The organism is Peribacillus sp. NPDC097197, assembly GCF_050278025.1.
In the GTDB taxonomy this organism is placed as follows: Bacteria; Bacillota; Bacilli; order Bacillales; family DSM-1321; genus Peribacillus.
The window spans coordinates 45,926-67,082 of sequence record NZ_JBNNST010000016.1; the positions used below are offsets into that span (position 1 = coordinate 45,926).

Annotated in this window: 20 protein-coding genes; 6 read left to right on the plus strand and 14 right to left on the minus strand. The window is 41.7% G+C overall.

The window, feature by feature from the left end; genetic code table 11:
• The first annotated feature begins 2 nt into the window (after nucleotides 1-2).
• A complete protein-coding gene (locus ACQKL6_RS17490) occupies nucleotides 3-923 on the plus strand; it encodes a hypothetical protein (RefSeq protein ID WP_402959318.1) in 921 nt (306 codons plus the stop codon).
• Nucleotides 924-1,070: 147 nt separating this feature from the next.
• Here the strand turns inward: ACQKL6_RS17490 and ACQKL6_RS17495 are convergent, their stop codons facing one another.
• The 5 genes from ACQKL6_RS17495 to ACQKL6_RS17515 form a co-directional block, all read right to left on the minus strand.
• Nucleotides 1,071-1,925, minus strand: coding sequence for a transglutaminase family protein (locus ACQKL6_RS17495; protein ID WP_402871480.1), 855 nt, complete (start codon nucleotides 1,923-1,925; stop codon nucleotides 1,071-1,073).
• A gap of 73 nt (nucleotides 1,926-1,998) precedes the next feature.
• Nucleotides 1,999-2,961 (minus strand): alpha-E domain-containing protein, encoded by a 963-nt coding sequence (locus ACQKL6_RS17500; protein ID WP_427651607.1) that lies wholly within the window; start codon nucleotides 2,959-2,961, stop codon nucleotides 1,999-2,001.
• A complete protein-coding gene (locus ACQKL6_RS17505) occupies nucleotides 2,954-4,411 on the minus strand; it encodes a circularly permuted type 2 ATP-grasp protein (RefSeq protein ID WP_402988884.1) in 1,458 nt (485 codons plus the stop codon). Before ACQKL6_RS17505 ends, ACQKL6_RS17500 begins: the two co-directional genes overlap by 8 nt.
• Before the next feature lie 189 nt (nucleotides 4,412-4,600).
• Nucleotides 4,601-9,277: a hypothetical protein gene (locus tag ACQKL6_RS17510; protein WP_427651608.1), complete on the minus strand. Its 4,677-nt coding sequence runs from the start codon at nucleotides 9,275-9,277 to the stop codon at nucleotides 4,601-4,603.
• 436 nt (nucleotides 9,278-9,713) lie between these two features.
• Nucleotides 9,714-10,910: an MFS transporter gene (locus tag ACQKL6_RS17515; protein WP_427651609.1), complete on the minus strand. Its 1,197-nt coding sequence runs from the start codon at nucleotides 10,908-10,910 to the stop codon at nucleotides 9,714-9,716.
• Nucleotides 10,911-11,171: 261 nt separating this feature from the next.
• Between ACQKL6_RS17515 and ACQKL6_RS17520 the strand changes: the two genes are divergently transcribed.
• Nucleotides 11,172-12,515 carry a hypothetical protein gene (locus tag ACQKL6_RS17520; protein ID WP_427651611.1) on the plus strand — a complete coding sequence of 448 codons (1,344 nt, stop codon included), beginning with the start codon at nucleotides 11,172-11,174 and terminating at the stop codon, nucleotides 12,513-12,515.
• Nucleotides 12,516-12,661: 146 nt separating this feature from the next.
• On the opposite strand, the gene ACQKL6_RS17525 is transcribed toward ACQKL6_RS17520, so the two are convergent.
• From ACQKL6_RS17525 to ACQKL6_RS17540, 4 genes are all read right to left on the minus strand, one after another.
• The gene (locus ACQKL6_RS17525) at nucleotides 12,662-12,814 is read right to left on the minus strand and encodes a hypothetical protein (protein WP_407408551.1); all 153 of its coding nucleotides are present in this window, start codon (nucleotides 12,812-12,814) and stop codon (nucleotides 12,662-12,664) included.
• Nucleotides 12,815-13,378: 564 nt separating this feature from the next.
• Nucleotides 13,379-14,167, minus strand: a complete 789-nt coding sequence (locus ACQKL6_RS17530) for a DUF4097 family beta strand repeat-containing protein (RefSeq protein ID WP_402959326.1) — start codon at nucleotides 14,165-14,167, stop codon at nucleotides 13,379-13,381.
• Entirely contained in the window at nucleotides 14,160-14,714 is a 555-nt protein-coding gene (locus tag ACQKL6_RS17535) for a DUF1700 domain-containing protein (protein WP_403079875.1), read from the minus strand. Before ACQKL6_RS17535 ends, ACQKL6_RS17530 begins: the two co-directional genes overlap by 8 nt.
• Nucleotides 14,707-15,030 carry a PadR family transcriptional regulator gene (locus ACQKL6_RS17540; protein ID WP_402988908.1) on the minus strand — a complete coding sequence of 108 codons (324 nt, stop codon included), beginning with the start codon at nucleotides 15,028-15,030 and terminating at the stop codon, nucleotides 14,707-14,709. Before ACQKL6_RS17540 ends, ACQKL6_RS17535 begins: the two co-directional genes overlap by 8 nt.
• 218 nt (nucleotides 15,031-15,248) lie before the next feature.
• Here ACQKL6_RS17540 and ACQKL6_RS17545 point away from each other — a divergent pair, with 218 nt between their 5' ends.
• Both ACQKL6_RS17545 and ACQKL6_RS17550 read left to right on the plus strand, forming a co-directional pair.
• Nucleotides 15,249-16,310: a DUF2157 domain-containing protein gene (locus ACQKL6_RS17545; RefSeq protein WP_427651612.1), complete on the plus strand. Its 1,062-nt coding sequence runs from the start codon at nucleotides 15,249-15,251 to the stop codon at nucleotides 16,308-16,310.
• Entirely contained in the window at nucleotides 16,300-16,839 is a 540-nt protein-coding gene (locus ACQKL6_RS17550; protein ID WP_427651613.1) for a GDYXXLXY domain-containing protein, read from the plus strand. Before ACQKL6_RS17545 ends, ACQKL6_RS17550 begins: the two co-directional genes overlap by 11 nt.
• A gap of 69 nt (nucleotides 16,840-16,908) precedes the next feature.
• Here ACQKL6_RS17550 and ACQKL6_RS17555 read toward each other — a convergent pair whose 3' ends face one another.
• The gene (locus ACQKL6_RS17555) at nucleotides 16,909-17,391 is read right to left on the minus strand and encodes a C40 family peptidase (protein WP_402871515.1); all 483 of its coding nucleotides are present in this window, start codon (nucleotides 17,389-17,391) and stop codon (nucleotides 16,909-16,911) included.
• A gap of 247 nt (nucleotides 17,392-17,638) precedes the next feature.
• Here ACQKL6_RS17555 and ACQKL6_RS17560 point away from each other — a divergent pair, with 247 nt between their 5' ends.
• Nucleotides 17,639-18,076, plus strand: coding sequence for a DUF5391 family protein (locus ACQKL6_RS17560; protein WP_402871517.1), 438 nt, complete (start codon nucleotides 17,639-17,641; stop codon nucleotides 18,074-18,076).
• Nucleotides 18,077-18,160: 84 nt separating this feature from the next.
• Here the strand turns inward: ACQKL6_RS17560 and ACQKL6_RS17565 are convergent, their stop codons facing one another.
• From ACQKL6_RS17565 to ACQKL6_RS17580, 4 genes are all read right to left on the minus strand, one after another.
• Nucleotides 18,161-18,433: a phage holin gene (locus ACQKL6_RS17565; protein ID WP_402871520.1), complete on the minus strand. Its 273-nt coding sequence runs from the start codon at nucleotides 18,431-18,433 to the stop codon at nucleotides 18,161-18,163.
• A gap of 184 nt (nucleotides 18,434-18,617) precedes the next feature.
• Entirely contained in the window at nucleotides 18,618-19,469 is an 852-nt protein-coding gene (locus tag ACQKL6_RS17570) for an ABC transporter ATP-binding protein (protein ID WP_427651614.1), read from the minus strand.
• Nucleotides 19,466-19,873, minus strand: coding sequence for a GntR family transcriptional regulator (locus ACQKL6_RS17575; protein ID WP_427651615.1), 408 nt, complete (start codon nucleotides 19,871-19,873; stop codon nucleotides 19,466-19,468). Before ACQKL6_RS17575 ends, ACQKL6_RS17570 begins: the two co-directional genes overlap by 4 nt.
• A 24-nt stretch (nucleotides 19,874-19,897) precedes the next feature.
• On the minus strand, nucleotides 19,898-20,614 hold the full coding sequence (locus ACQKL6_RS17580) for a hypothetical protein (protein ID WP_402959334.1): 717 nt from the start codon (nucleotides 20,612-20,614) through the stop codon (nucleotides 19,898-19,900).
• 204 nt (nucleotides 20,615-20,818) lie between these two features.
• Here ACQKL6_RS17580 and ACQKL6_RS17585 point away from each other — a divergent pair, with 204 nt between their 5' ends.
• A complete protein-coding gene (locus ACQKL6_RS17585; RefSeq protein WP_402871530.1) occupies nucleotides 20,819-21,055 on the plus strand; it encodes a hypothetical protein in 237 nt (78 codons plus the stop codon).
• Nucleotides 21,056-21,157: the final 102 nt, after the last annotated feature.

The following is a 21,157-nucleotide window of genomic DNA, read 5'->3' on the forward strand; positions in this document are numbered from 1 at the left end:
AAATGACCTTACTTTATGTCATGCTTGCAGCCATTTTCGCGATCATTGTGGTTATCCTGGTAAAACGAAGAAGCGAGCCGGTCAGAATGGAACGGTATCAGCAAGAATTCCGGAGAAGGTATGAGGAGACCTTGGACATAGGCGGGAATGCTATCGTATCGGAAGCCTTAATAGAAAAGCTAAATCAAGCCATGGAAATCGAGTATATGGAAAAGGTCAATACCGATTTCCGTATGAGACACCCACGTTATACACAGGGGAATGTCAACGAGTTATGGCGGGAATTAAAACGGTACTTCATCATGACGGCCGTGTTCGGTAAAATGGAAATGTTTCATGCCACCGTCGATGAACTCTGGCATATCATGCTGGATGATAAACAGAAATATGATAGGTTCTGTCGGGACTTCCTTGGCCAGATGATCCTACATCATCCCCACACAGAGCCTGTCTTTAAACCAGAGGAACGGACACTGTTCGACTTTTACTATGTCCAGCTGTTCACTATTGATTCGCCCTCGATTCTAACTTGGGGAAAGTTCTTCAAACATGATAAAGCAACCTCCTTGCTCCACGATTTCGAAACACTGGAAGTTGACCAGTTAAAGGAAAAATACATGCGAAAACCGACGAGTGTGGAAGCGGAAGAAACTTTTGATAGGTTCTCGGGCCTCATAAAAAGTGACCGCACAGAACGGAGTGTGGATTGGCAAAAACGGTACAATCAAATGGATTATGCTGCACCCGCTTACTTCATTTATGCAAGTGCGGATGCATGTGATTCGGACTTCAAGCATCTGTTTGGTGACGATCCCGCTCACGGTTCCCATTCTGGAAATGTAGGTACCGACAGTCATGGCAGTGTTCATGATAGTGGATCTGATTCCTCGAGTTGTTCTTCCTGTAGCTCGTGCTCTTCATAAAAACAGCACCACCGTTTGTTAGATGGTATCTAGGTGCTGAACACTCTTTGTCCAATCAATAAAGTACCCGTTACCATTTCACCTTCCCCAACCCATTTAAAAATGCCTCCTTTTACTCAAGGAGGCATTAATGGATATCAGTTTTGCTTATTCATGTTCCAGTTTCTTCACCTGTACTTTTACATCAAGCGTTTGGTTCCCACCTCTGTAAACTCCCTGTAACGGGCTGACATCTGAATAGTCCCGCCCAGCGCTAAGACAAATGTGATTTTCAAGTGCCTCTACATTATTCGTAGCATCGAGCCCAATCCAGCCGATACCAGGAGCCATGAATTCAACCCACGCATGGGAGGCAGCATCACCAATCAGCTCCGAGTTTTCACCGACGTAGAGATAGCCGCTTACATATCTGGCCGGAATCTTCCTGGCTCTAAGAACGCCCAGCATAATATGAGAATAATCCTGACATACGCCTTTTTTCAAGTCAAACGCTTCATTAGCCGTTGTGCTTACATTAGTCGATTCTCCGTCATAGTTCATGACCTCATGAAGATACCTCATTAACTGAAGGGAGAATTCAACTGGATTTTCAATATCACCTACCGCTTGGATAACTTGGTCGATTTGATACTGATATAAGAAGGTATAGCTTGTTTCGTTTAAAAAACTCTTATAATGATCATGAAATAATTCCGAATGAAAGATATATCTCATTTCTGGAGAATACTCGATTTGTCGAATAAATGGCGACCTTTGAATACTGACAATGGAGGTCGTCTTGACTTCCAACTTCGTATGTTTTTGAGGGATAAAGAAACTCTCCACGTGATTCCCCCATAAATCCACATGTTCCTTTGGCATAGATACAGGTGTGATTTCATTTTTATAAGATAATAAACGCTGACATTCATCCGTCCTAGGCTTCAAACGAATGGTATTCATACTTTGGTCTACTGCTGTATCATAGTAAAAAGTATTTACATGTTCAACTTCATATTTCATGGCCATTTCTCTCCCTGATACTATGGTTTTACTGTCCTGTAAGAGGAAGGGTTTTTTCTGGGAATGCTCCCTTTCATTTTACAGGATCAGCTTCTAAGTAATACGTTTCGGAGAATAACTTTCCAAATTCCAGGCACTGGCTATAAGCCGAATCAATAAAAACCCCAATCTCTTCCGTATTCAGTTTTTTGATGTCCACATCTTTGAATTCACTGATCATATTGTCAATGGCCGCATACATCTTCCAAGAATAATGGGCCACCTTTTCACCTTCAAGTCCTTTAATAACTTCTCTGACATGTTCCATGCAATAACAGAGGGAACGAGGAAAGCTATGATCGGATATCATGAATTGCAGGACAAATTTGGGTTCCATCAAAGGTCTGAATTTCTTAGTAAAGTCCTCATATCCATTAATGAGCTGTAGACTTGTACGCCAGTCCAATTCTTGCCCTTCCAAGTCACCATATGGAACGGATTGTCGATACATCATCTGCATGACAAGAGCTGTTTTTTCAGCCCGTTCCAGCCATTTTCCTATCTTAATAAAATGATAAGGTAAATCTCGTGACATGGTAGAATCTATTATTCCAGTCGCAATCATTGAAGTGGTTTTAATACGCCTGATATAGGAATGAATCTCTTGGATGGAGTAATCCTCCCTTGCTTGGGCATTTTCTTGCTCTAAGTAAAACTCATTCCATACCTCCCAAAGCATGTTAGGGATTCTATCTCTTGTCATCTTGGCATTTTCTCGAATATTCTTGGTCATCCTCGATAGCGAATTGAAGTTATCTTTTGAAAAGGCCAAATAATGGACGACATTTTTCATCGTAATTTCTTCATAAAGAGAATCGAATTCCTCTTTATCCCCACAAATCCCGATGATCGCTTCCAAGTCATGTTTGACCAGGATTTCATGCTCGGATGCCTCTAGCATTTTTATTAACTGAACCTCAAGGATATCTGCATTACTTTCCATCCGTTCACAATTCCTTGCCATCCAAAATAAAGAATCGGCTACACGACTAAGCATGCTGCATCTCCTCCTTTAACACCCAGGTATCTTTTCCGCCCCCGCCCTGTGAGGAGTTCACAACGAGTGATCCTTCCTTTAAAGCCACTCGCGAAAGTCCGCCAGGCAGTACATGTACTTGTTCCCCCTTCATGACGAATACGCGTAAATCTACATGGCACGGGTAGAATCGGCCTTTTTGGTACGCCGGGGCCCGTGATAATTTAATGGTAGGCTGTGCTATGTACTGATAAGGATTTTCAATGATTTTCTGACGGAATACTTCCCTCTCTTCCTCGGTAGCATGGGGTCCGATTAGCATATCGTAGCCACCAGAAGCCCCTACATTCTTCACGACGAGTTCATCCAACCTTTCAAGAACCCACTCCCTCTGGATTGGATCGCTTAACAGGTAGGTATCCACGTTTTTAATGATCGGTTCTTCCTTCAAATAATATCGAATCATATCCGGTACATAGGAATATATCGCTTTATCATCGGCCACACCGTTTCCAATCGCATTCAAGATGGAGACATTCCCCTCTTTATAAGCAGCAATCAATCCCGGCACCCCGAGTAACGAATCTTCACGAAACGCCTCCGGATCAAGAAAATCATCATCTATACGGCGATAGATGATATCCACCCTTTTTAATCCCCGAATGGTTTTCATGTAAACCATGTTGTCTTTCACGATCAAATCTCTTCCTTCTACAAGCTGGATATTCATTTGTTGTGCTAGAAATACATGATCATAATAAGCCGAATTATACATTCCGGCTGTTAAGAGGACTGCTCTAGGTTCAGTGTTTTTCGAGATGTTATTTGGCACATGCGATAATAAGGAGTGCTGTAAATGAGCAATTTGATTTTCAAGTGTGTTGAGAGAATGTTCAGAAAAAAACTCGGGGTAAACCTGACGCATAACATAACGATTTTGATACACATACGAAAGTCCTGAAGGATTTCGTAGATTATCCTCAAGAACTCGATATTCACCATGTTCATCTTTGATTAGATCGATTCCTGCCAAGAAGATATGATTTTGTAACGGGATATCAACCCCGCCTACCTGTTTATAGTAGTAATACGGGCTATTTTCTACCAGATATTTCGGAACAACATGATCTTTTAAAATTTGTTGATCATGATAGATATCATCCAAAAAGTGATTAAGCGCTTCGACTCGTTGAATCATGCCTTTTTCAATCACTCCCCATTCTTCAGCAGGGATGATAATTGGTATGAAGTCAAACGGCATGGTGCGCTCCGTTCCGCTTTCTTCCCCATACACCGTAAAAGTAATTCCCTGTCTTAAAAAACTGAATTGAGCTGTTTCATGCTTTTTCCTATACTCTTCTTCTGAAAACTGTTGAAGAATTGAATGGAAGTATCGATAGTGGTCTTTTGGCTCTCCATTTTCCTGAAGCATTTCATCGAAAAAGGAGCCCGTTTCATAAGTTTTGAACAATGCTACACGCCTCCAAAAAATGTTATGTAAAGAGTAATGACTATTTAATTACGACAAATTTCATGGGATATCCTTCTTTTCTAACAATATTTTTACTAATAATTTAGATTTTTCTAATAATTGTAGATTGGTACCGTTTACATTTCTTCCTTTATAAATTTACAAGAAAAAAACTAATAGGTTGCCCTATTAGTTCCATCGGTTGAACCAATTTTTGATTCGTTGTTTATTCTTTTCGAGAACTTCCTGCGATGTTTGGTTATCTTTTTGTTTTTTCCATTCAAAGAAAGAAGCAATGGCGATGAGGAGCCCTCCGCCGATGACTAAGTACAACCACCATGGCATCTGTCCCCACATCGAATTTGTATTCATATAGATATTGAACAAGATCGTTACGGTTCCCGCCAAGAAATATGATTTGTATTTCATCGTAAATCCAAGGAGGATCGCCGCTAAAGATATCGTCCCGATAACCAGTGCATCATATAGGGTGTTGCTTGCCATGGCATCTCCTATCATGATAATAAAGAGAACGAAGACGACGCCCATCTCGATATACTGCGTAAATTTGCCTCTATTAAAAATTTTCCGTAATAAGATGGTACTTATGATAAAGAGTGGCAGGATCTGTGCCTCTACCTCCAGGACATCCGGGAATGGAATCTTATCGATGATGACCCAATATGGATATAGACTGAGCACTATGGAAGCTGCCAAATAGATTTCCCTTTCCTTTACTCTCACCGTCATCGCCCTCATCAAGATGAAATAAACCGGCAATAAAAGAGAAACGAAAATGTCTAGAATGATGGATTTAGATTCTCGATTATGAATATCCATCATCATCGCTACAAGGAAAAGAAATCCGTACACCCGGTAAAAATCGATTTGCAAAATGATCGCACCTTTTTTCACGATTCCACTAAAGGATCTTCTACTTACTAACACCATTGCCGCCGTACATCCGAAAAGGACCCCAGTGCCAATGAATATGTCCAATGTTCCTGCATAGGTCATGATGGTCCAATACGGGTACAATCCAAGAATCCCTGCCAGCAATGCGTATGTTTCCCTCTCCTTTGCAGGGATCGTAAAGTGCCTCATCAAGATGAAGTACCCAATCAAGAAACAAGAAACAAGGACCTTGAGTGGCCAATACGTCGGTTCATTCATAAATGCTTCGACATTCATGGTTAGTAAAAAAAGCAAGCCATATATCCGGTATACATCCACCTTGATTCCTGATTCATCCTTCCTTACCAAGCCTGTAAAGAAATGTCTGCTCAACAGGATCATCACGAGCATACAAGCAAAAAGAACGCATTCACCCGTAATCAACGAAACCGTATGAATGTAATCCACGATGCTAATGAACGGATACAGACTGAGGATCATCGCAAGAGCGGAATACACCTCCCTTTCTTTCCGTCCATTTGTAAAGCTTCGTATCAGAATGAAATAGCCTGGGATCAATAGCGCTACAAGGACTTGTAAAAGTGGATAAGATGGTTCATTTACGAGCACTTCCCCATTCATGGCAAGTAAGAATAATAGTCCATAAATACGGAATGCATCGATTGCCGTCCCCGTTTCGTCCGTCTTAAACAGCCCTTTGAAGTATTGCCTGCTCAACAACAGCAACACGACCATACAGAGGAAATGGACAACCAGAGCTGTCACGGTCGGCAGCGAGTGGACGTAATCCCATATGTTGAAAAACGGATACAATCCGATGACGGCCGCTACACCTGAATAGATACCTCTTTCCTGTCTGCCTATCGTAAAGGTTCTCATCACGATAAAGTAAATCGGCAGCAGCAAGGATACCGTTATTTTCAAGATTTCAAATTCCGTAGACTCCCAGAATACTTCCCCATTCATATCAAGTATAAAGAACAAGCCGACTATTCTATAAAAATCAATGATTTGCTTGTCACCTGCTTGGTTGACCAAGCCCGTGAAATATCGTTTACTCATGAACACCATCCCAACAGCACAGGCAAACAGGACAGCCATTCCAAGAAGTATCGATAAAGTGCCCGCATACATCACATAGAAAATGAAAGCCATGCCGAGTGGAAGCACCACATAATTTTGCCAGTTCCTTCTCATGAGTAAATACCAAGCAAAGAGAAGCTGTATAGTCACCAAACCTACCCAAATGATTTCTCGATCAAGAGGGAATTCATACAGGGCCGTTTCAACAATCGACAGGGCAGCCGTTATATGAATGAAAGGAATCAAATAAAACTCGATGATGCCTTTCCACTCTTTTTTGGAGACCGCCCATAGACCCGTAATGATTCCCGCCGTAATCATCAAGCAAATCGAAAAGACGAACCGTGTTGGCTCCATGTCGGTAAAAAACAGCTGGATTTGTAGAAACAGGACGGTAAATCCAAGATATGTGAAGAGGAACCTTTCCCATTTCACCTGGGTTCGCAGTGCACTCACATATAGGAGAAGTTGTGTGATAAATAGAAAGGGTGAAACATCAGACATCGTGATCAGGATGAATCCAAGCGGTATGGCAACAAGGTTGGCCAAATGGCTCGAATAAAGGAAATACTTTCTTCCAGTCTGTGAATGCCTCCCGATCCATTCCCCGACAAGGAAAAAGATGAATGGCCCAAACAGCACAAAACCAATCTGGTATGAAGTCTCACTGAAATCAAAGACCTCATATAGAGAACCATACAATCCCGCACTTGTAACGATGACCGGAAGCCAATAAAGAGATGTACGATGCAAATAAACGGACCACCCGTTTATAGCCGTCGCAATAGCCAGTAAAACGGTGACCTCCAAAGGACTCAATGCACCATATCCGACCAGCAAGAAAGCCATGAAGGACAGGAACTGGCCACTAAAGAAAAAGGGAGGGAAGAAGATCCCCAATGATTTTTTCAAGGCATACGCTGCTCCGATGGAAATCAGGGCTACCATCATTAGATGCATGCTGAATGCCATATTCGACTGAAACCAATCGCTTCTTTCCATCAAATACGGGTAAAACGCGATAAGCCCCAGTAAGAAGGAAATCGGAAATCCATATACACTGACTTCCTTGATTTGTCGAGCATCCCCTTTAAGATAGGTAAGAAAGAACGTGCCAGATACTACGATAAGACCGATGCCTACTTCTAGCCAGGCCATCTCGCTAAATTTGATTGTCAATATTCCCACCATGATCAAGGAAGAAATAAGCAAGACACTCTGTTTAAACAAGCCATACCTTGCATGGCGATTGTATACATACAGACCGACATACAAAAGGATCTGAAGAAGGAACATCAGATTCAAAACAGCGGGGAAAGCAAGTGAAAACGCAAAACAAAGATAAAAGCATCCAAAGTTAAAGACAGCAACCGCCGGATAGGTGAAGTTCCTATTTTTCGTGTGCAGGGCAACATAAACCAATTGGGCAGTCACGATCATCAGAGCGATAAAAATCTGGGCATATTTTTCCTGGTAGGCCATCGCATTGATATATAGGAAAACGATTCCGACCTCGACCAGGCTGGTCACCATGAAGCTTTTGGATAGCCCAGGCTCATTCCTTCTTGCCATATAAGTTGAAAGTGCCATGAAAATCAGCGGGATACTCGCATAAGCGATGACCATGTAATCGCTTAGAACAGAGTTAAAGACCAAATGGATATATCCATAAGTGAAGATGAAATTGAATGCCAGCTCATGATACTTCTTGTGGAATTTCACGGCCAATATCAAAAACAAGATAGAGATGACCATCAATGTAATCGAATAGACCAAGTTACTCGAAAATAACGTGAAGGCGACAAAGCTTTCCACGATGATCTTAAACTGGATGAATCGAAACAGATATGGCCTGAATAGGGCCAACACCTTTCGATTCTTCAGATATTCGACGTTCCATACCAGCAATAAATTAAATATACTGACCATCAATAACAACCACTCGATTGTCGGCGTCAAATAGGCAAAACCGAAATAACATGTGATGGCAAAAGTGAAAATGGAAATGAAAATGAATATTTTCGACTTAAAATATGCTGCAATTCTGTAATAAATCCCTAAGCAAAGGAGACCGCCAAGAAACCCAAGCAGGCCTCCTCCCCCGCCTTCCAGGGATAAATACTCTCCGAAGATCTGATAATAGGAAGCTGATAAAATCGTAATCGGGATAAATAAACTGGCCAATGTCAGAAAAGCAAAAGCCGTTTGTTCAATTTTCAGCTTGGAAGCGATAAAGGCCATGCCAGTGAATACAACAGACACCATACCAATGAACAAGACCTTCCACACCGCGTTCAAGTCCCCCCATGAACTGGTAGCCAAAATCAATCCGCCAAATAAGAGAAGAATGACTCCGGTAAGGAGAACGACGGAAATATTCCTCTCCCGTATCTGCTCCGGTGTCTTTTTCGGTTTTTCTGGGCGCACAACCTTTTTCTTCTGAGTCACCTGTGGCTGGGGAACAGTTTTTTCCACGGGAGCGCTTATGATGACCGGTTCCTCTGGAGGCCTTGAATCCTTTTTCTCTTCGGTGGATTCCTCGACTCGTGGAAGATTTGGCAGATTAGGAGTCTCTTGTACCGTTTGCTCTTCCCCTGTCACGTCATCAACAGGGTAAATGGATGTTTTCTCGTCTTCACGCTCCTGACTTTTCCTTGCAGGCTCTCTTTCAAGTTCAGCTTTCTTTTTTGCCTCATTCAGGCGCTTTTCCTGATAGATGGCCAGTTGAACATGCCTGTCATATGCCCGGCTGATCCGGATATATTCGGTTTTAGGAATGAGCCGCTTTTCCCATAAAGCTTGGAGCTCCTCTTGGAAAATCTGCTGCCTTCTTTCTAAACCCATTTCCTCATTTGAAGAATCAACCATCCAGAAACCCCTTCCTTCGCCATAGCTTCTTCCCATTTTATGTATCTACTACTTTTGATAATAACAAAAATTACCTTATTATAGAATATTAAACCATTTAATAACGAAGAAGCCATCGATTTGACAGCCCAGGTTAGTCCCCTTACCCTATGTGTTTAGTTTCCTAGAAATAGAGAAACTAAGATAGCCCAATGCCACTAGTACGATAAAAATAGGAATGGCAAAAGGCGTCAAAAAGCAAAATACAAAGAAAATGCTGCTAATCGCGAATAGAATCCAGCTTATGATTAGGAAAAGACTCGAAAAAAGTCCGCCATTGCATTGATCACGCTGTTCACCCCACCTTAAGTTCATTGAATCATATAATGCTACAATCCTTCTGGAGAGAATATCCAAGTACAAAAAGGGCGACCCACTAACGGTCACCCCCTCGTTTCTATAATGTTCTTAACTTATCCTCACTTCTTACGATCCATAAATAGACCATGATTGAAATCAAAATCGAAAAAGCTGCCGTGACATAAATGCTTCGGTACCCGAATAGATACCCGATCTGTCCGAACACGATGGCTCCTATTCCAACGCCCAGGTCAAAAAAGGAAAAGTACGTGGCATTCGCCATCGCTTTACGATTGGGGGCCGTTTTCTCGATTGACCATGCCTGCAAGGCCGGCTGCACAGAACCGAACCCCATTCCATAAAGCACGGCTGCGATGTACAGAACCGATTCACCCGGCATCCATGCCAATAGGAACATCCCCGACATAATAAGCAATGCGGAGGGCACGAAAATGGCCCGGTGGCCTCTCCGATCATATAAACGTCCGGAAAATAACCTCGTAACCATGAGTGCCAAGGCATACAGCAAAAAGTACCACTGAATGCCACTGACCCCTTTTTCCGCCGTATAAAGTGGCAGGAACGTCGCAATTCCTCCAAATGTGACGGATATGAAAAAGATTAACAGCGAAGGCTGCAATGCACTTTTTTCATAAATATCAAACCGTTTAGCGCTCAATGCGGCAATCGGATCTCTTTCCACTTTCTGATAGGTGATCATTGATGCCATGATCATGGCCAGTATTCCCAACAGCGAGCAGATCAGGAATAACTGTTGAAATGGAAGGACTGTCACAAGAAAAAGGCCAAGTGTCGGTCCAAGTGCAAGTGCTAGATTACCAGATAATCCGTAATACCCCATCCCTTCACCGCGACGTTTAGCCGGAATGATGTCAGAAGCAATCGTTCCGGACGCCGTTGAAGACAACCCCCAGCCGACTCCCTGAACAATACGCATCAAAAATAACAAGCCGATGCTTCCCATGAAACCGAAGGAACCCACAGAGAAGGCGAATATGGCCAACCCAATCAGAAAGATGATCCTTCTTCCCTTCGTTTCCAACATCTTGCCCGCAAATGGCCTTATAAGCAATGCAGAAAACGTGAATACCCCAAGGACTGCCCCAACCAGGCGGTCATCCCCTCCAAGTTGCTCAACAAACAGCGGGATCGTTGGCATCGTCATTTGGAAACCCATGAAGATACATAGATTCGCCAAACAGATCATGACAAAGTCACGCGTCCATATTCTTTCCGAACCTTTAACCCGTTCCTCGGCTAATGGTTCCCCCATATGATTTCACCTTCTATCCGAAATAGTCATCTCCAGTTTACTAAAAAAGGAAAAAATTAGCGATGAATTGAATTTTGAAGTGCCAAACGAATCAAATTATAACGCCCCGTTCAAAACGGGACCTCTTTTAGCCTTATTTCTCCCTGTCCCTTACTTTTCATGAAAATTTTTTTAACAGCATGCTACTTTTTCCTTTTTAGAGTTTATATAGACAGTGAACTCAAAATAAACCTCAATGAGCTAAAAAGGAGCCGAAAACTAATGATCTATGAAGAAACGTATCGCTATTTATTACGAAATGTAAACTCCACTGAATTCGACACATGCTTATACTCCGTATTGCATATGGATTGGGATGGCATCATTCAAAGCCCGATTCACCAAATGGCCAAAGGAATAGGAACGACTGAAAAATACCTAAAGAAAATCATCAAGAGGCTATCATCACCGGAGTTGGGTTGCGGACGTAGAATATTCATTCCGGTCAATCAGGAAATGGTGACGAAATACCAATTCAATTTAGGTCCAACCGGCAGCTTCACCAACAGAAAAGATCGATATTGTAAAAAATACCGTTTCTTCTATACTGATGCCTTTCGCAGTCTCCCCCTAGCGGCCAAGAGACTTGTACTTATGGCTGCCTTCACGATGTCCGTGAAAAAATCCGAAGTCGTCTCACTGAATTACGAGGAAGTCATTCAGTCGGGAAGTTCCCTGGCTAAAAGAAAGCATATTTACGAAGCGATGAAGATCATTAATGAAACATTGAACGGCACCATGGCCTTTTCCATGGCTTCCTCCACTTTCAACCGTAAGGAATTCATCGTGGTTTCCTTCAAAACGGGCACACTTAACGAGTACCTCGAAAATCGGACAGAAAGAATGATGTTGAGAAAAACCATATATGAAGCGGGGTTTCTGGAACATATTGAGGATAAAGTCTGTATCGAACTGGAGCGTGTCGGAAAATATATTTTCCATTCGTTTCTTCATGCTGCAGAAGGACCTGTCAAAGACGAGCTATTGAAACTAGCGCGCTTCATCTATCAGTCTTCCCTTAAAAAGTTTGGCTGTGCCTTGAACGGCAACAAACCATTATTGGCTGAGCCGAAAGAGGCTTCCGCTTATTTCAGTACGATCGTATATAATGAAGCACTAGAACAATTGGGGGTATATGCTCACCAGGCTGCCTGCATAAAAGAGCTTGTAGACCGCGAACACTTTCATCGCGAGATTTCCGAGAAATCTTTGGACCGGCATGTAGATTATAGTGAAGTGGATGAGCATATTGAGCCCATTCGTGCGAAGTATAACCTGGCAATGGACATGTACCAGACGCTGAATAAATGGTGCGAAGACTGGGTGATTTCCCGGGTAAAATCCGCAATGACTGAAACAGGATCATCTAAGAAACGAATCTTAAACAACCAAAGTCCATCCGACTATCTCGACTATCTGAAAAAACATACATACGAACAACTGGAACGACACATGTCAGTGTACCGACACATCAATCACGGTGAATATGTTCTGGATATTTTACAACAGAAGAAAGAAACCCTCCAATCCTATTTCGCCATTCAGAAAGAGCGCCTGAAAAAATAAAGGGAATCATATAACTCAGTGAACACTGGCTTTTGGGCGAGTGTTTTTTGTCATGCATCCTTATCCTTCCTTTCACTCAGAAAACCCTATGTTCCTTCCCACATCGTCAGAGTCGATAGGATTTCCTCTGATTTTCTCTGCCCTTCCTATGAATAACCTGTATTCAGTTGTGGATAACCACCTCCTTCCTTCACATATCCGATACTTGTCTGTGAATAAAAAAGGAACGTCCCTACTTTTTCCTGATAGGCATCGATGAAACCAGTCATACCAACGGTTTTCTCATAAAAGTTATCCAAGGGTCTAAAGAAAGGGTCTCAATCACTTATCTAAAAAAAGTTCTGAATATCGTTATGAATAAGGGAATGAACTAGAGTCCCCCCTTCACCATAAGAAATATAGGTAGCAAGTAACGATGATCTAGATGAATTAGATAGTTCAGCACATATGCAAGCTAGGAGGTGTGAACGATTTCTATTTTTATTCATAAAATCGGACAAATCCTTTCATATTTTGGGTAAGTGATAAAGTAGATTCACCAATTCCAGAAAGGAGCTGACAGGTAGAGAAGCAAACAAGGCAGACGATACTTGAAAATTACTTACCATGGTTTCACATTTTGCAAACCTACTACCCCCTTTTTTTCTCTGCACCTGACGCAGTAGAAGACAAGTAAAGGCATCTAACTGATTGAGCTGTAATGCGTACTGAGCTTCCATGAACTTGTATATCCATCCCCAAGGATACAAGCCATTTTAACTAACGAATAACGACCAGATCAGTTGGGTGCTTTTGTCATGAACGGACAAACGTCCCCCGCCTGGCAGGATTCCTGCCAGGCGGGGGACGTTTGGGTTACTACATTATTTGGTCACTTCAATTTTGCCGTTGTTCGATTCTAGATCAACCAGATTTTCTCCCTTTCCAATGACCGTATTCCCCTCATATTTATCGAGGATATTGATGGTACCATTATCGACAGATACCTTGAAGGTTGTATTCGTCGGTTCTTTATCCGTTTTAATGATAATCTTTCCATTGTCGCTCTCTAATTGAATGTTCCGATCTAAATCCTTTGTAACGAGCGATATCTTACCATTATTTGAGGAGCCCTTGAGATTGCCCTCTACATCATTAAGGTCCAACCTGCCATTTGCACTTTTTGCATCAATGTTTTCAGCTACAATCTTATTTAATTCAATCCGTCCATTATCCGTTTTCACTTTCAAATCCTTTATTTCCAATTCTGATATTTTCATCTTTCCATTATCATTATCGAAGACAAAGGAATCATACGACTTTTGCGGGACATATACGTATAAATGAGAGGATTGAAAGTTAAATCCAATGCTGAAGAGGTTAGGTTCCTTCAATCTAATGGTCAGCTTCTTTCCTTCCACGTCGGCAGCTAAATCCAACTTAGACACATCCACGCCTTTTGTGACAAGCTCCACTTTAATCTCTGTATCCGAAGTCGGAAGAACTTCTACTGTTGCATTATCCGAACGGACCTCGATATCCTTTACCATTTCGGCACTCACCTTTTTCTCTGTCGTAATCTCATCATGATTGGTTTGTGAATACGTAAAGAGACTGCCGATACCGCCAACGATCAATAGAAACAACGCAAGGATTGATAATTTTTTACCCATGCTTCACACCACCCTTTACAAGAGACACGTTAAATTTTAAGTAACGAATAAATCCTTTAGTAAGAGCTTTTGTTGCAATGAACATCCCCATGGCGATGAATATTCCGATTCCACAAATACCAAGTGAAGCAAACAAATCAAACAATCTAAATTCACCCATGAACAGATTAATAAGGATGCTAAGTGGAGCGAGGATGAACCCTAAAGATGCTACCCATCCCGAAAACACGACGCCCACCAGTGCAATGAAAGGCCCGAGGACAATCACAATATTGAAGAATCCCAATCCAATCACGGCCCATACTGCCCGTAAGATGTTTCCCGTGGAAGTCGTTTGTTGAACCATATCAAGATGGTAGGATGCCAGAAGCTCCTTGGCTATTTGTTTTGGGTTTCCTAGGGACGCTGAGATTTCCTGCTCCGACTTTCCCTTTTCCATTCCAATTGTGAAGTACTCTTCGTAATCTTGCAGGATATCCTGCCTTTCTTCTATAGAAAGCCTCTTTAGGGAAGCTTCCAACTGCTTTAAAAATTGTTCTTTATTCATTTGCGACACCTTCCTCGATTAATTGATTGACTCCATTAGAAAATTCATTCCACTCTGTCAGCAATTCGTGAAGGTATTCCCGCCCTTTATCAGTCAACTTGTAATACTTACGTGGTGGACCCTCTGATGATTCTTGCAAATATGTCGTAAAGTACTCTTCCTTCGTCAATCTTCGTAACAGTGGATAAACCGACCCTTCCGATATTTCAATCTGGTCTGAAATCTTCTGAACTAGCTCGTAGCCATATCGATCTTGCTTATCAAGCAACACCAGTACGCATAGCTCCAAGACGCCCTTCTTAAACTGTACATTCAATGCACCATCACTCCTTTCTGATATGTCTCGGTACTATCTAATGAACAGTACCTGACAGCGAATAATACATCTTATTCAATAACTTACCACATGCTACTGTTTAATGCAAGGTACTGCGGAAAATATTTGTTAATTTTTTCAAGTTGTTTTTTTCCTTCTTACTTCATCTTCCCCAATTCAATCCGTATAATAGAAGGATATGGAAAGGGGGAATTGATTTGGTCAAAAAAGAAATAACCAAAAAGCAGTTTGAGTTTCTTGAACAAGAATTTACCTACCTGCAAAATGGCGGGACCATTTCCGAGGAAGAGAAGAAAAAGATGTTAGCTTCCTATCATGTGAAGGCCTCTTTAAGTTTCATCTCCATCCTATTAGCGATTGGAGCCGTCCTTTTAGGCCTTGGGGTCTTAACATTCGTGGCCAGCAACTGGATGTATATAAGTAAAGGCGTTAAATTCCTATTGATCATCGCCTGTTTGATTGGCGTGAATGTTGCCGGGGACAAGTGGGAGACACGCTTTCCAAAAACCTCCCGAAGTATGCATTATGTCGGGATTCTCCTATTTGGAGCAGGTATATTTTTAGTCGAGCAGATGTTTAACATCAGCATCAATTTTAACAGTTCCTTTTTGTTATGGGGGATTGGAGCCATCTTCATCGGATATTACCTAAAGGACGCCATTGTCCTCCTATTCACTTCTTTTTTACTGTTCGTTTACCTTAATGGCAGCATCTTTCTTGATGAAACGTCTTACCCGCTGGCCATTATCATCCTTCTACCGGCTTTATATTTTCTAGTAAAGCAACTCAACTATCCTAGGTTTCTATCCTTTATCGTTAATGGCTTAACGATCAATGCCCTCATCCTTTTTCTCATGGAATTCGTACCTAAGCTCGTGGAGGGTAACGGGGATACCATCATTCTCTCGATTCTTTTTATCGTAGGAATCCTGCTCGCTTACATTCGCGTTCCAGTTAAGTTGCAGAGAATCACACATATTCAAGGACATATCCTACACGGGGTTGCGGCTATTTTCTTAACTTACGAGCTTGCCATATGGTTTCCTTTAGCTTATTTTCTTTTTCTCCTTTACCTGATACAAAAAGGAAGCTTGACCAGTATCGTGATCATATGTGCATTGATATTCAGGTACTATATCGATTCCTTTGAATTCCTGCCGAAGTCACTGACCTTCATCATCGGAGGCCTCCTGCTCCTTGTGTTTGGCTTCTTCTTTGAAAAACAACGCCAAAAAGGAGGGGAATCCATTGAATCGTAATAAATTTTTGCGCCCGCTCATCGTATTCGCCATTCCTGTTTTGATTCTTATATCCCTGGCGGTTCCACCCGTCTGGACCACTATGTTTGGTGAAGAAATCAAAATCCGAACGGCTCCGATCGATCCGACGGACTTGTTCAGGGGAAGCTATGTAGCATTAGGATATGAGATAGAATCCGTCACGCTCGACCAACTTGATGAGACGGTGAAAACTGATTTCCACAGTAAGAATGTCGGAGATTACAAAAGTGTATATGTTTCATTAAAACAAGACAGTAATGGGCATTACGGCGTCCACCATGTATCGAAGGAAAAACCGGATGAAGACATGTATCTCAAAGGAAAATTACAAATCCCCTATGATTTACAAAGGGCCTCGTCCATTCACATTAAATATGGCTTAGATAATTATTACGCTCCTAAAGACAAGGCATCGGAACTGGAAATGTCCGCTGCTGCAAAAACGGCCATGGCCGTGGTGAAAGTGAAGAACGGAAATGCGGTATTGCAGGAAATCATCGTACCGTGATTACACATGCGAAAAGCATAGGAGGCATCGAATGAGATGCTTCCTATGCTTTTTTTTGGCAACATTATTTTATTTGATGAGCCTTTTAGCCCCGATATAGCGATCCTTCCAATACTTGTCGCTCATCTTCACGACCTTCACGCCTTTTGTGGTCGTTCCGACAAATGTACCGTTCCCATTATAAATGCCGACGAAGGAAACCTTGCCTTTCTTGCTACCGGTCGCATAAAACACCAAATCACCTGTTTTTAAGTTTTTCTGTTTTACAGCCTTTCCTTTCTTATACTGTTCCGCACTGGTTCTTGGAATTTTCATGTCTGTCGCCGCTTGTTTATAAACATATTGAGTGAGTCCACTTGCATCGAATCCTTTTGGTGTCGTTCCGCCATATTTATAAGGGCTTCCCACTTGTTTTGCTGCTACTGCAGCCACTTCGTCTCCATAATTAATGGACGCCGAAGCATTGGCCGGACTGAAAACGAAAGCTACCAACAATGCGGCAAGTGCAAGTACGGCCACAAGCCATTTTGAAACAGGTAATCTAAGACTCATCTTTTTTCTCCCCCAATCTGTAAATGAAACACAATTTTAAATATATGAAGTACATTCGCTTTCATTCCTTGATTCACCTTTTTTTCAAAAAAAAGCTTTGTATTGAGGATGAACTCTACAATCCAGACAAAAACTTAGAAACTTCTTAGATCAAATATAAAAAACGACGCTGTTAAATTATGTTAAATTAAGTATAATCATGTATGAACCATTGTAAGTAATTTCAATAATAGACTGGGGGTTTTTTATGAGGAATAAAAAGAAAATAATCATCATGACATTATTTTCAGCTTTGCTGTTCTGCATGGTCATCGTTTTGAGTTCTCTTTCACCACTAGCGGATACAGGTAAAAATGCGAATCAATTTAATTCTATCGGGATGTGGCTTTCCATTGCGATGATGCTGGTACTGTATTTCGTCCCATTGCTCCTGTATGTTATCGGCTTGGAGTGGATGAAATATGTAATGGCCGTATTCTGCTCATTATCCTTACTGTCTTTGTTACCCATGATCGGCATAGTCGTATTTCTTGGTGTAATGGAAGGCTTCACTTCATCACTCATCGGCGTGGTCATCGTCAGTGGGATGAATGTACTCATCAATACAATCTGGTTCTTCACGGCATTCTCTAAAGGAAGCAAGACTTCCATTGGAGGAAGTTTGAAAAATCCTATTCAAAATTAAAAAAAGAAACCAGATATCACCGTTCCATAGATAGGTGGTGATATCTGGTTTCTCCGCTTTCTTTGATTCATGAAGGATGATCTACTATTTAGGTTTCTCGTATTTCTTAGCCTCATCACTGTCGCTCATGCCTTGTGTCGTATGGTCAATTACGCCGCCGATTCCAAAAAACGTAAGCGCAATGAAATTAATGATCCCCATAGCCCCGTTCAATGCATCATCGGTGATGGTAAAGCCAATCGGGTGTATAAAGTTATTGATAAACGCAGCAACCATCTGCGTTACCATCAAAACACCTGGCAAAAATACAGTAAAAATAAACGTAGGATTTTTAAAACGAACTTTCCAGTTAATCAATTTTCTCTATCCCCTATTATCAGTGCCGTCCACACTACAATGGTACGAACTTGCTATATCATATGCTGCTTGTCCTTTTAGCGTTCGAGAAATTCATGCCCCCCTAGAAAATCCCTTAGACCAAAAAAAGGAGATCCATCCAAAGACAGAACTCCCTTTTAAATCCTTATAGCATCACCACACCTCACTTTAACAAATAGGTGACGGCTTCCTCTAGTTCAACAAATTCATCCGTATGCCACTGCATGTTTTCCTTTTGAAAATACGCTTCTGTTTCGAGTGGCAAATTAGACGTAATCATCCGCAATCCCTTTCTTTCTATTTCCCCTGGAATGGAGAATGCCGGCAGATCCTCTGTTAACCAATACCGTTTATATTGCTGTCCCAACTGATCCTTTTCGAAATGACCGATGAGCTGGCCGTGATTCATGAAAATCAGGTAATCAGCAAGTTTGCGGATGTCTTCCATTTGATGGGTCGAAAAGAAGATGGTTTTCCCTTCCCTCTCCATCCACTTAATCAAAAAATTCATGTATCGCTGTTTTGAGATGATGTCCATAGAAGCCGTTGGCTCATCCAGGATCAATAGTTCGGCATTTCTTGCTAAAGTCAGCGCAGCTATTAGCTTTTGTTGATTTCCCTGAGACAACTTTCCATACTTCTTATTCAGGGGGACCTCGAAGGTTGTGATCACCTCGTCAAACAATACCTTATCCCAAGTGGGATACCATCTAGAAGATAACCACAGTAATTCATGCCCCGTAAACGAATCGCAGCCAATCAAAGCTTGCGGCTGATAAGCGACTTTTTGTTTCCAGGCTTCATCTTCCTGCTTCGTATTCTTCCCAAAAATGATAATATCACCAGCATCTTGTCGCGCCAATTGCATGACCATCTTCAGCAGTGTACTCTTCCCGGCGCCATTATTCCCAATCAAGGCTGTCACGGTACCTGGCTCTAGCGTCAGATCAATCGGTCCCAACGAAAAGTCCTCGATTTTCTTTTTGACAGAATGAATCTCAAGCGACGTTGTCATGGTTTCCCCTCTCCTTTTTCCGTTTTGAGCTCTTCTATTAAACCCGTAAAAATCTCCTCAATTTCCTTGAATGAATAGTTTTGTTGAAGTGCAGCTTCAATGCTATTTTTCATGGCTTCCTGGACTGATTTTATTTTCACACTGCGGAGTAGGCTTTCCTCAATGTCTGCCACGAACGTCCCTTTTCCCTGGATTGTTGTGATAAAGCCTTCCGTTTCTAAATCTTGATAAGCTCTACGGGTCGTGATGGCACTGACTTCCAGATCTTTAGAAAGCATCCTGATCGATGGCAAAGGTGAACCCGAAGACAGCTGTCCGCTTGCTATCAAAGCTTGGATTTGAGCCGTTATCTGATGATAAATGGGGATTCTTGATTCTTTTGATAAACGAACCGGCAGCTCCACTTTACTTCTCCTCCCTATATATCATTATTTTAGATAATCAATTTGGAACATTTTCTTTTTCATATATCGCTTCCAGAAGTAATAGCCCCCGACCGTTACGACTGCCGAAATGAGAATCGACCCGATCGCGAAGTTCTTAGCGGCTTCCATCGCCCAACCGACAACTCCCCTATCTGTTTTCAAGGATAACCACACGAGCACGGACGTCACTCCACCATAAAAGACTACACTATATATACCTAACTTAATCGGGGTGATTCGTTCCCCTACATCACTTGCTGCAAAAACGAAAGAGGACGAAACACCAAAAGCCAGCCAGATAATCGAGAAGGCAACATACTCCAAAACAACCATGGATTCTAGAAGTCTTGGAGTAAATAATAACAAGAACAAAACCTGGAAAGGCAGACTAGGGAACAGCATGTGAACAAACCGGCTTTTAATCAATACTTCCTTTTCGATAGGAAACATATTTAACATCATGAAAAACGGGGACACCCAAACATCTCCCTCCACCTTTTGAAGCTGCAATTCTTTCGGCCTTACCATGAAGGCCACACAACCAAATGACAATATAAAACCAATGTCGGTCAAAAGTGATGGTGCCTGTGTCTCCACTTCCAAAACCCATGAATAGGAAGCAGCCAGTACAAACAGTGCAAAGAATAAACATAGCGTGCCGAACCAAGATTTCCTCCATTCGATACTTGCGAGCCAAAAAGCATCTTTCCATGTATTCATCATCTAAACTCCTCTCAAATTGTTATGGTGTTTATATCTATATACACACTATATGTTAAATACATACAATTATCAACCATAAAAGTAATTTATAGGTAAAAAAACTGATAGGCTCATAGAAAAGCTTAATCCCTTAGCACTTGTATATGGGAATTTTTGAAACCTTTCTAACAGGGTAGCCGTAAATAAAATAGGAGGTGTACCATGAAAAAGTATGCGATATTCATATTGAGCTTCTTGTTTCTCTTTACCTTGCTACACATTTCAGCGGGTCTATTATTAACCGCTACATACACTCCCGATCCTACCAACGCACAACTGAGCCTCCCATTAACCCAGGAAGTGACTTTTGGTGACCAGTCACAAATCCCGACTTTATTGATTGCAACAGTAGCGGCCACTTTAGCTTACCTAGTCCCAACAAAATGGGGAAAGAATTAATAACAAGAAAGGGGCTGTCCCAAAAGTCAGGAAAATGACTTTTAGGGCAACCCTTTTTTTATGAAATTTATGCACAAAAAAATCGCCCTTTTTAGTAAAATG

Excerpts from the sequence above, each read along its gene's own strand:
- ACQKL6_RS17490 (WP_402959318.1), top strand. The coding sequence starts at position 3 with ATGACCTTACTTTATGTCATGCTTGCAGCCATTTTCGCGATCATTGTG.
- ACQKL6_RS17495 (WP_402871480.1), bottom strand. The coding sequence starts at position 1,925 with ATGAAATATGAAGTTGAACATGTAAATACTTTTTACTATGATACAGCA.
- ACQKL6_RS17500 (WP_427651607.1), bottom strand. The coding sequence starts at position 2,961 with ATGCTTAGTCGTGTAGCCGATTCTTTATTTTGGATGGCAAGGAATTGT.
- ACQKL6_RS17510 (WP_427651608.1), bottom strand. The coding sequence starts at position 9,277 with ATGGTTGATTCTTCAAATGAGGAAATGGGTTTAGAAAGAAGGCAGCAG.
- ACQKL6_RS17515 (WP_427651609.1), bottom strand. The coding sequence starts at position 10,910 with ATGGGGGAACCATTAGCCGAGGAACGGGTTAAAGGTTCGGAAAGAATA.
- ACQKL6_RS17520 (WP_427651611.1), top strand. The coding sequence starts at position 11,172 with ATGATCTATGAAGAAACGTATCGCTATTTATTACGAAATGTAAACTCC.
- ACQKL6_RS17530 (WP_402959326.1), bottom strand. The coding sequence starts at position 14,167 with ATGGGTAAAAAATTATCAATCCTTGCGTTGTTTCTATTGATCGTTGGC.
- ACQKL6_RS17535 (WP_403079875.1), bottom strand. The coding sequence starts at position 14,714 with ATGAATAAAGAACAATTTTTAAAGCAGTTGGAAGCTTCCCTAAAGAGG.
- ACQKL6_RS17555 (WP_402871515.1), bottom strand. The coding sequence starts at position 17,391 with ATGAGTCTTAGATTACCTGTTTCAAAATGGCTTGTGGCCGTACTTGCA.
- ACQKL6_RS17560 (WP_402871517.1), top strand. The coding sequence starts at position 17,639 with ATGAGGAATAAAAAGAAAATAATCATCATGACATTATTTTCAGCTTTG.
- ACQKL6_RS17570 (WP_427651614.1), bottom strand. The coding sequence starts at position 19,469 with ATGACAACGTCGCTTGAGATTCATTCTGTCAAAAAGAAAATCGAGGAC.
- ACQKL6_RS17580 (WP_402959334.1), bottom strand. The coding sequence starts at position 20,614 with ATGAATACATGGAAAGATGCTTTTTGGCTCGCAAGTATCGAATGGAGG.
- ACQKL6_RS17585 (WP_402871530.1), top strand. The coding sequence starts at position 20,819 with ATGAAAAAGTATGCGATATTCATATTGAGCTTCTTGTTTCTCTTTACC.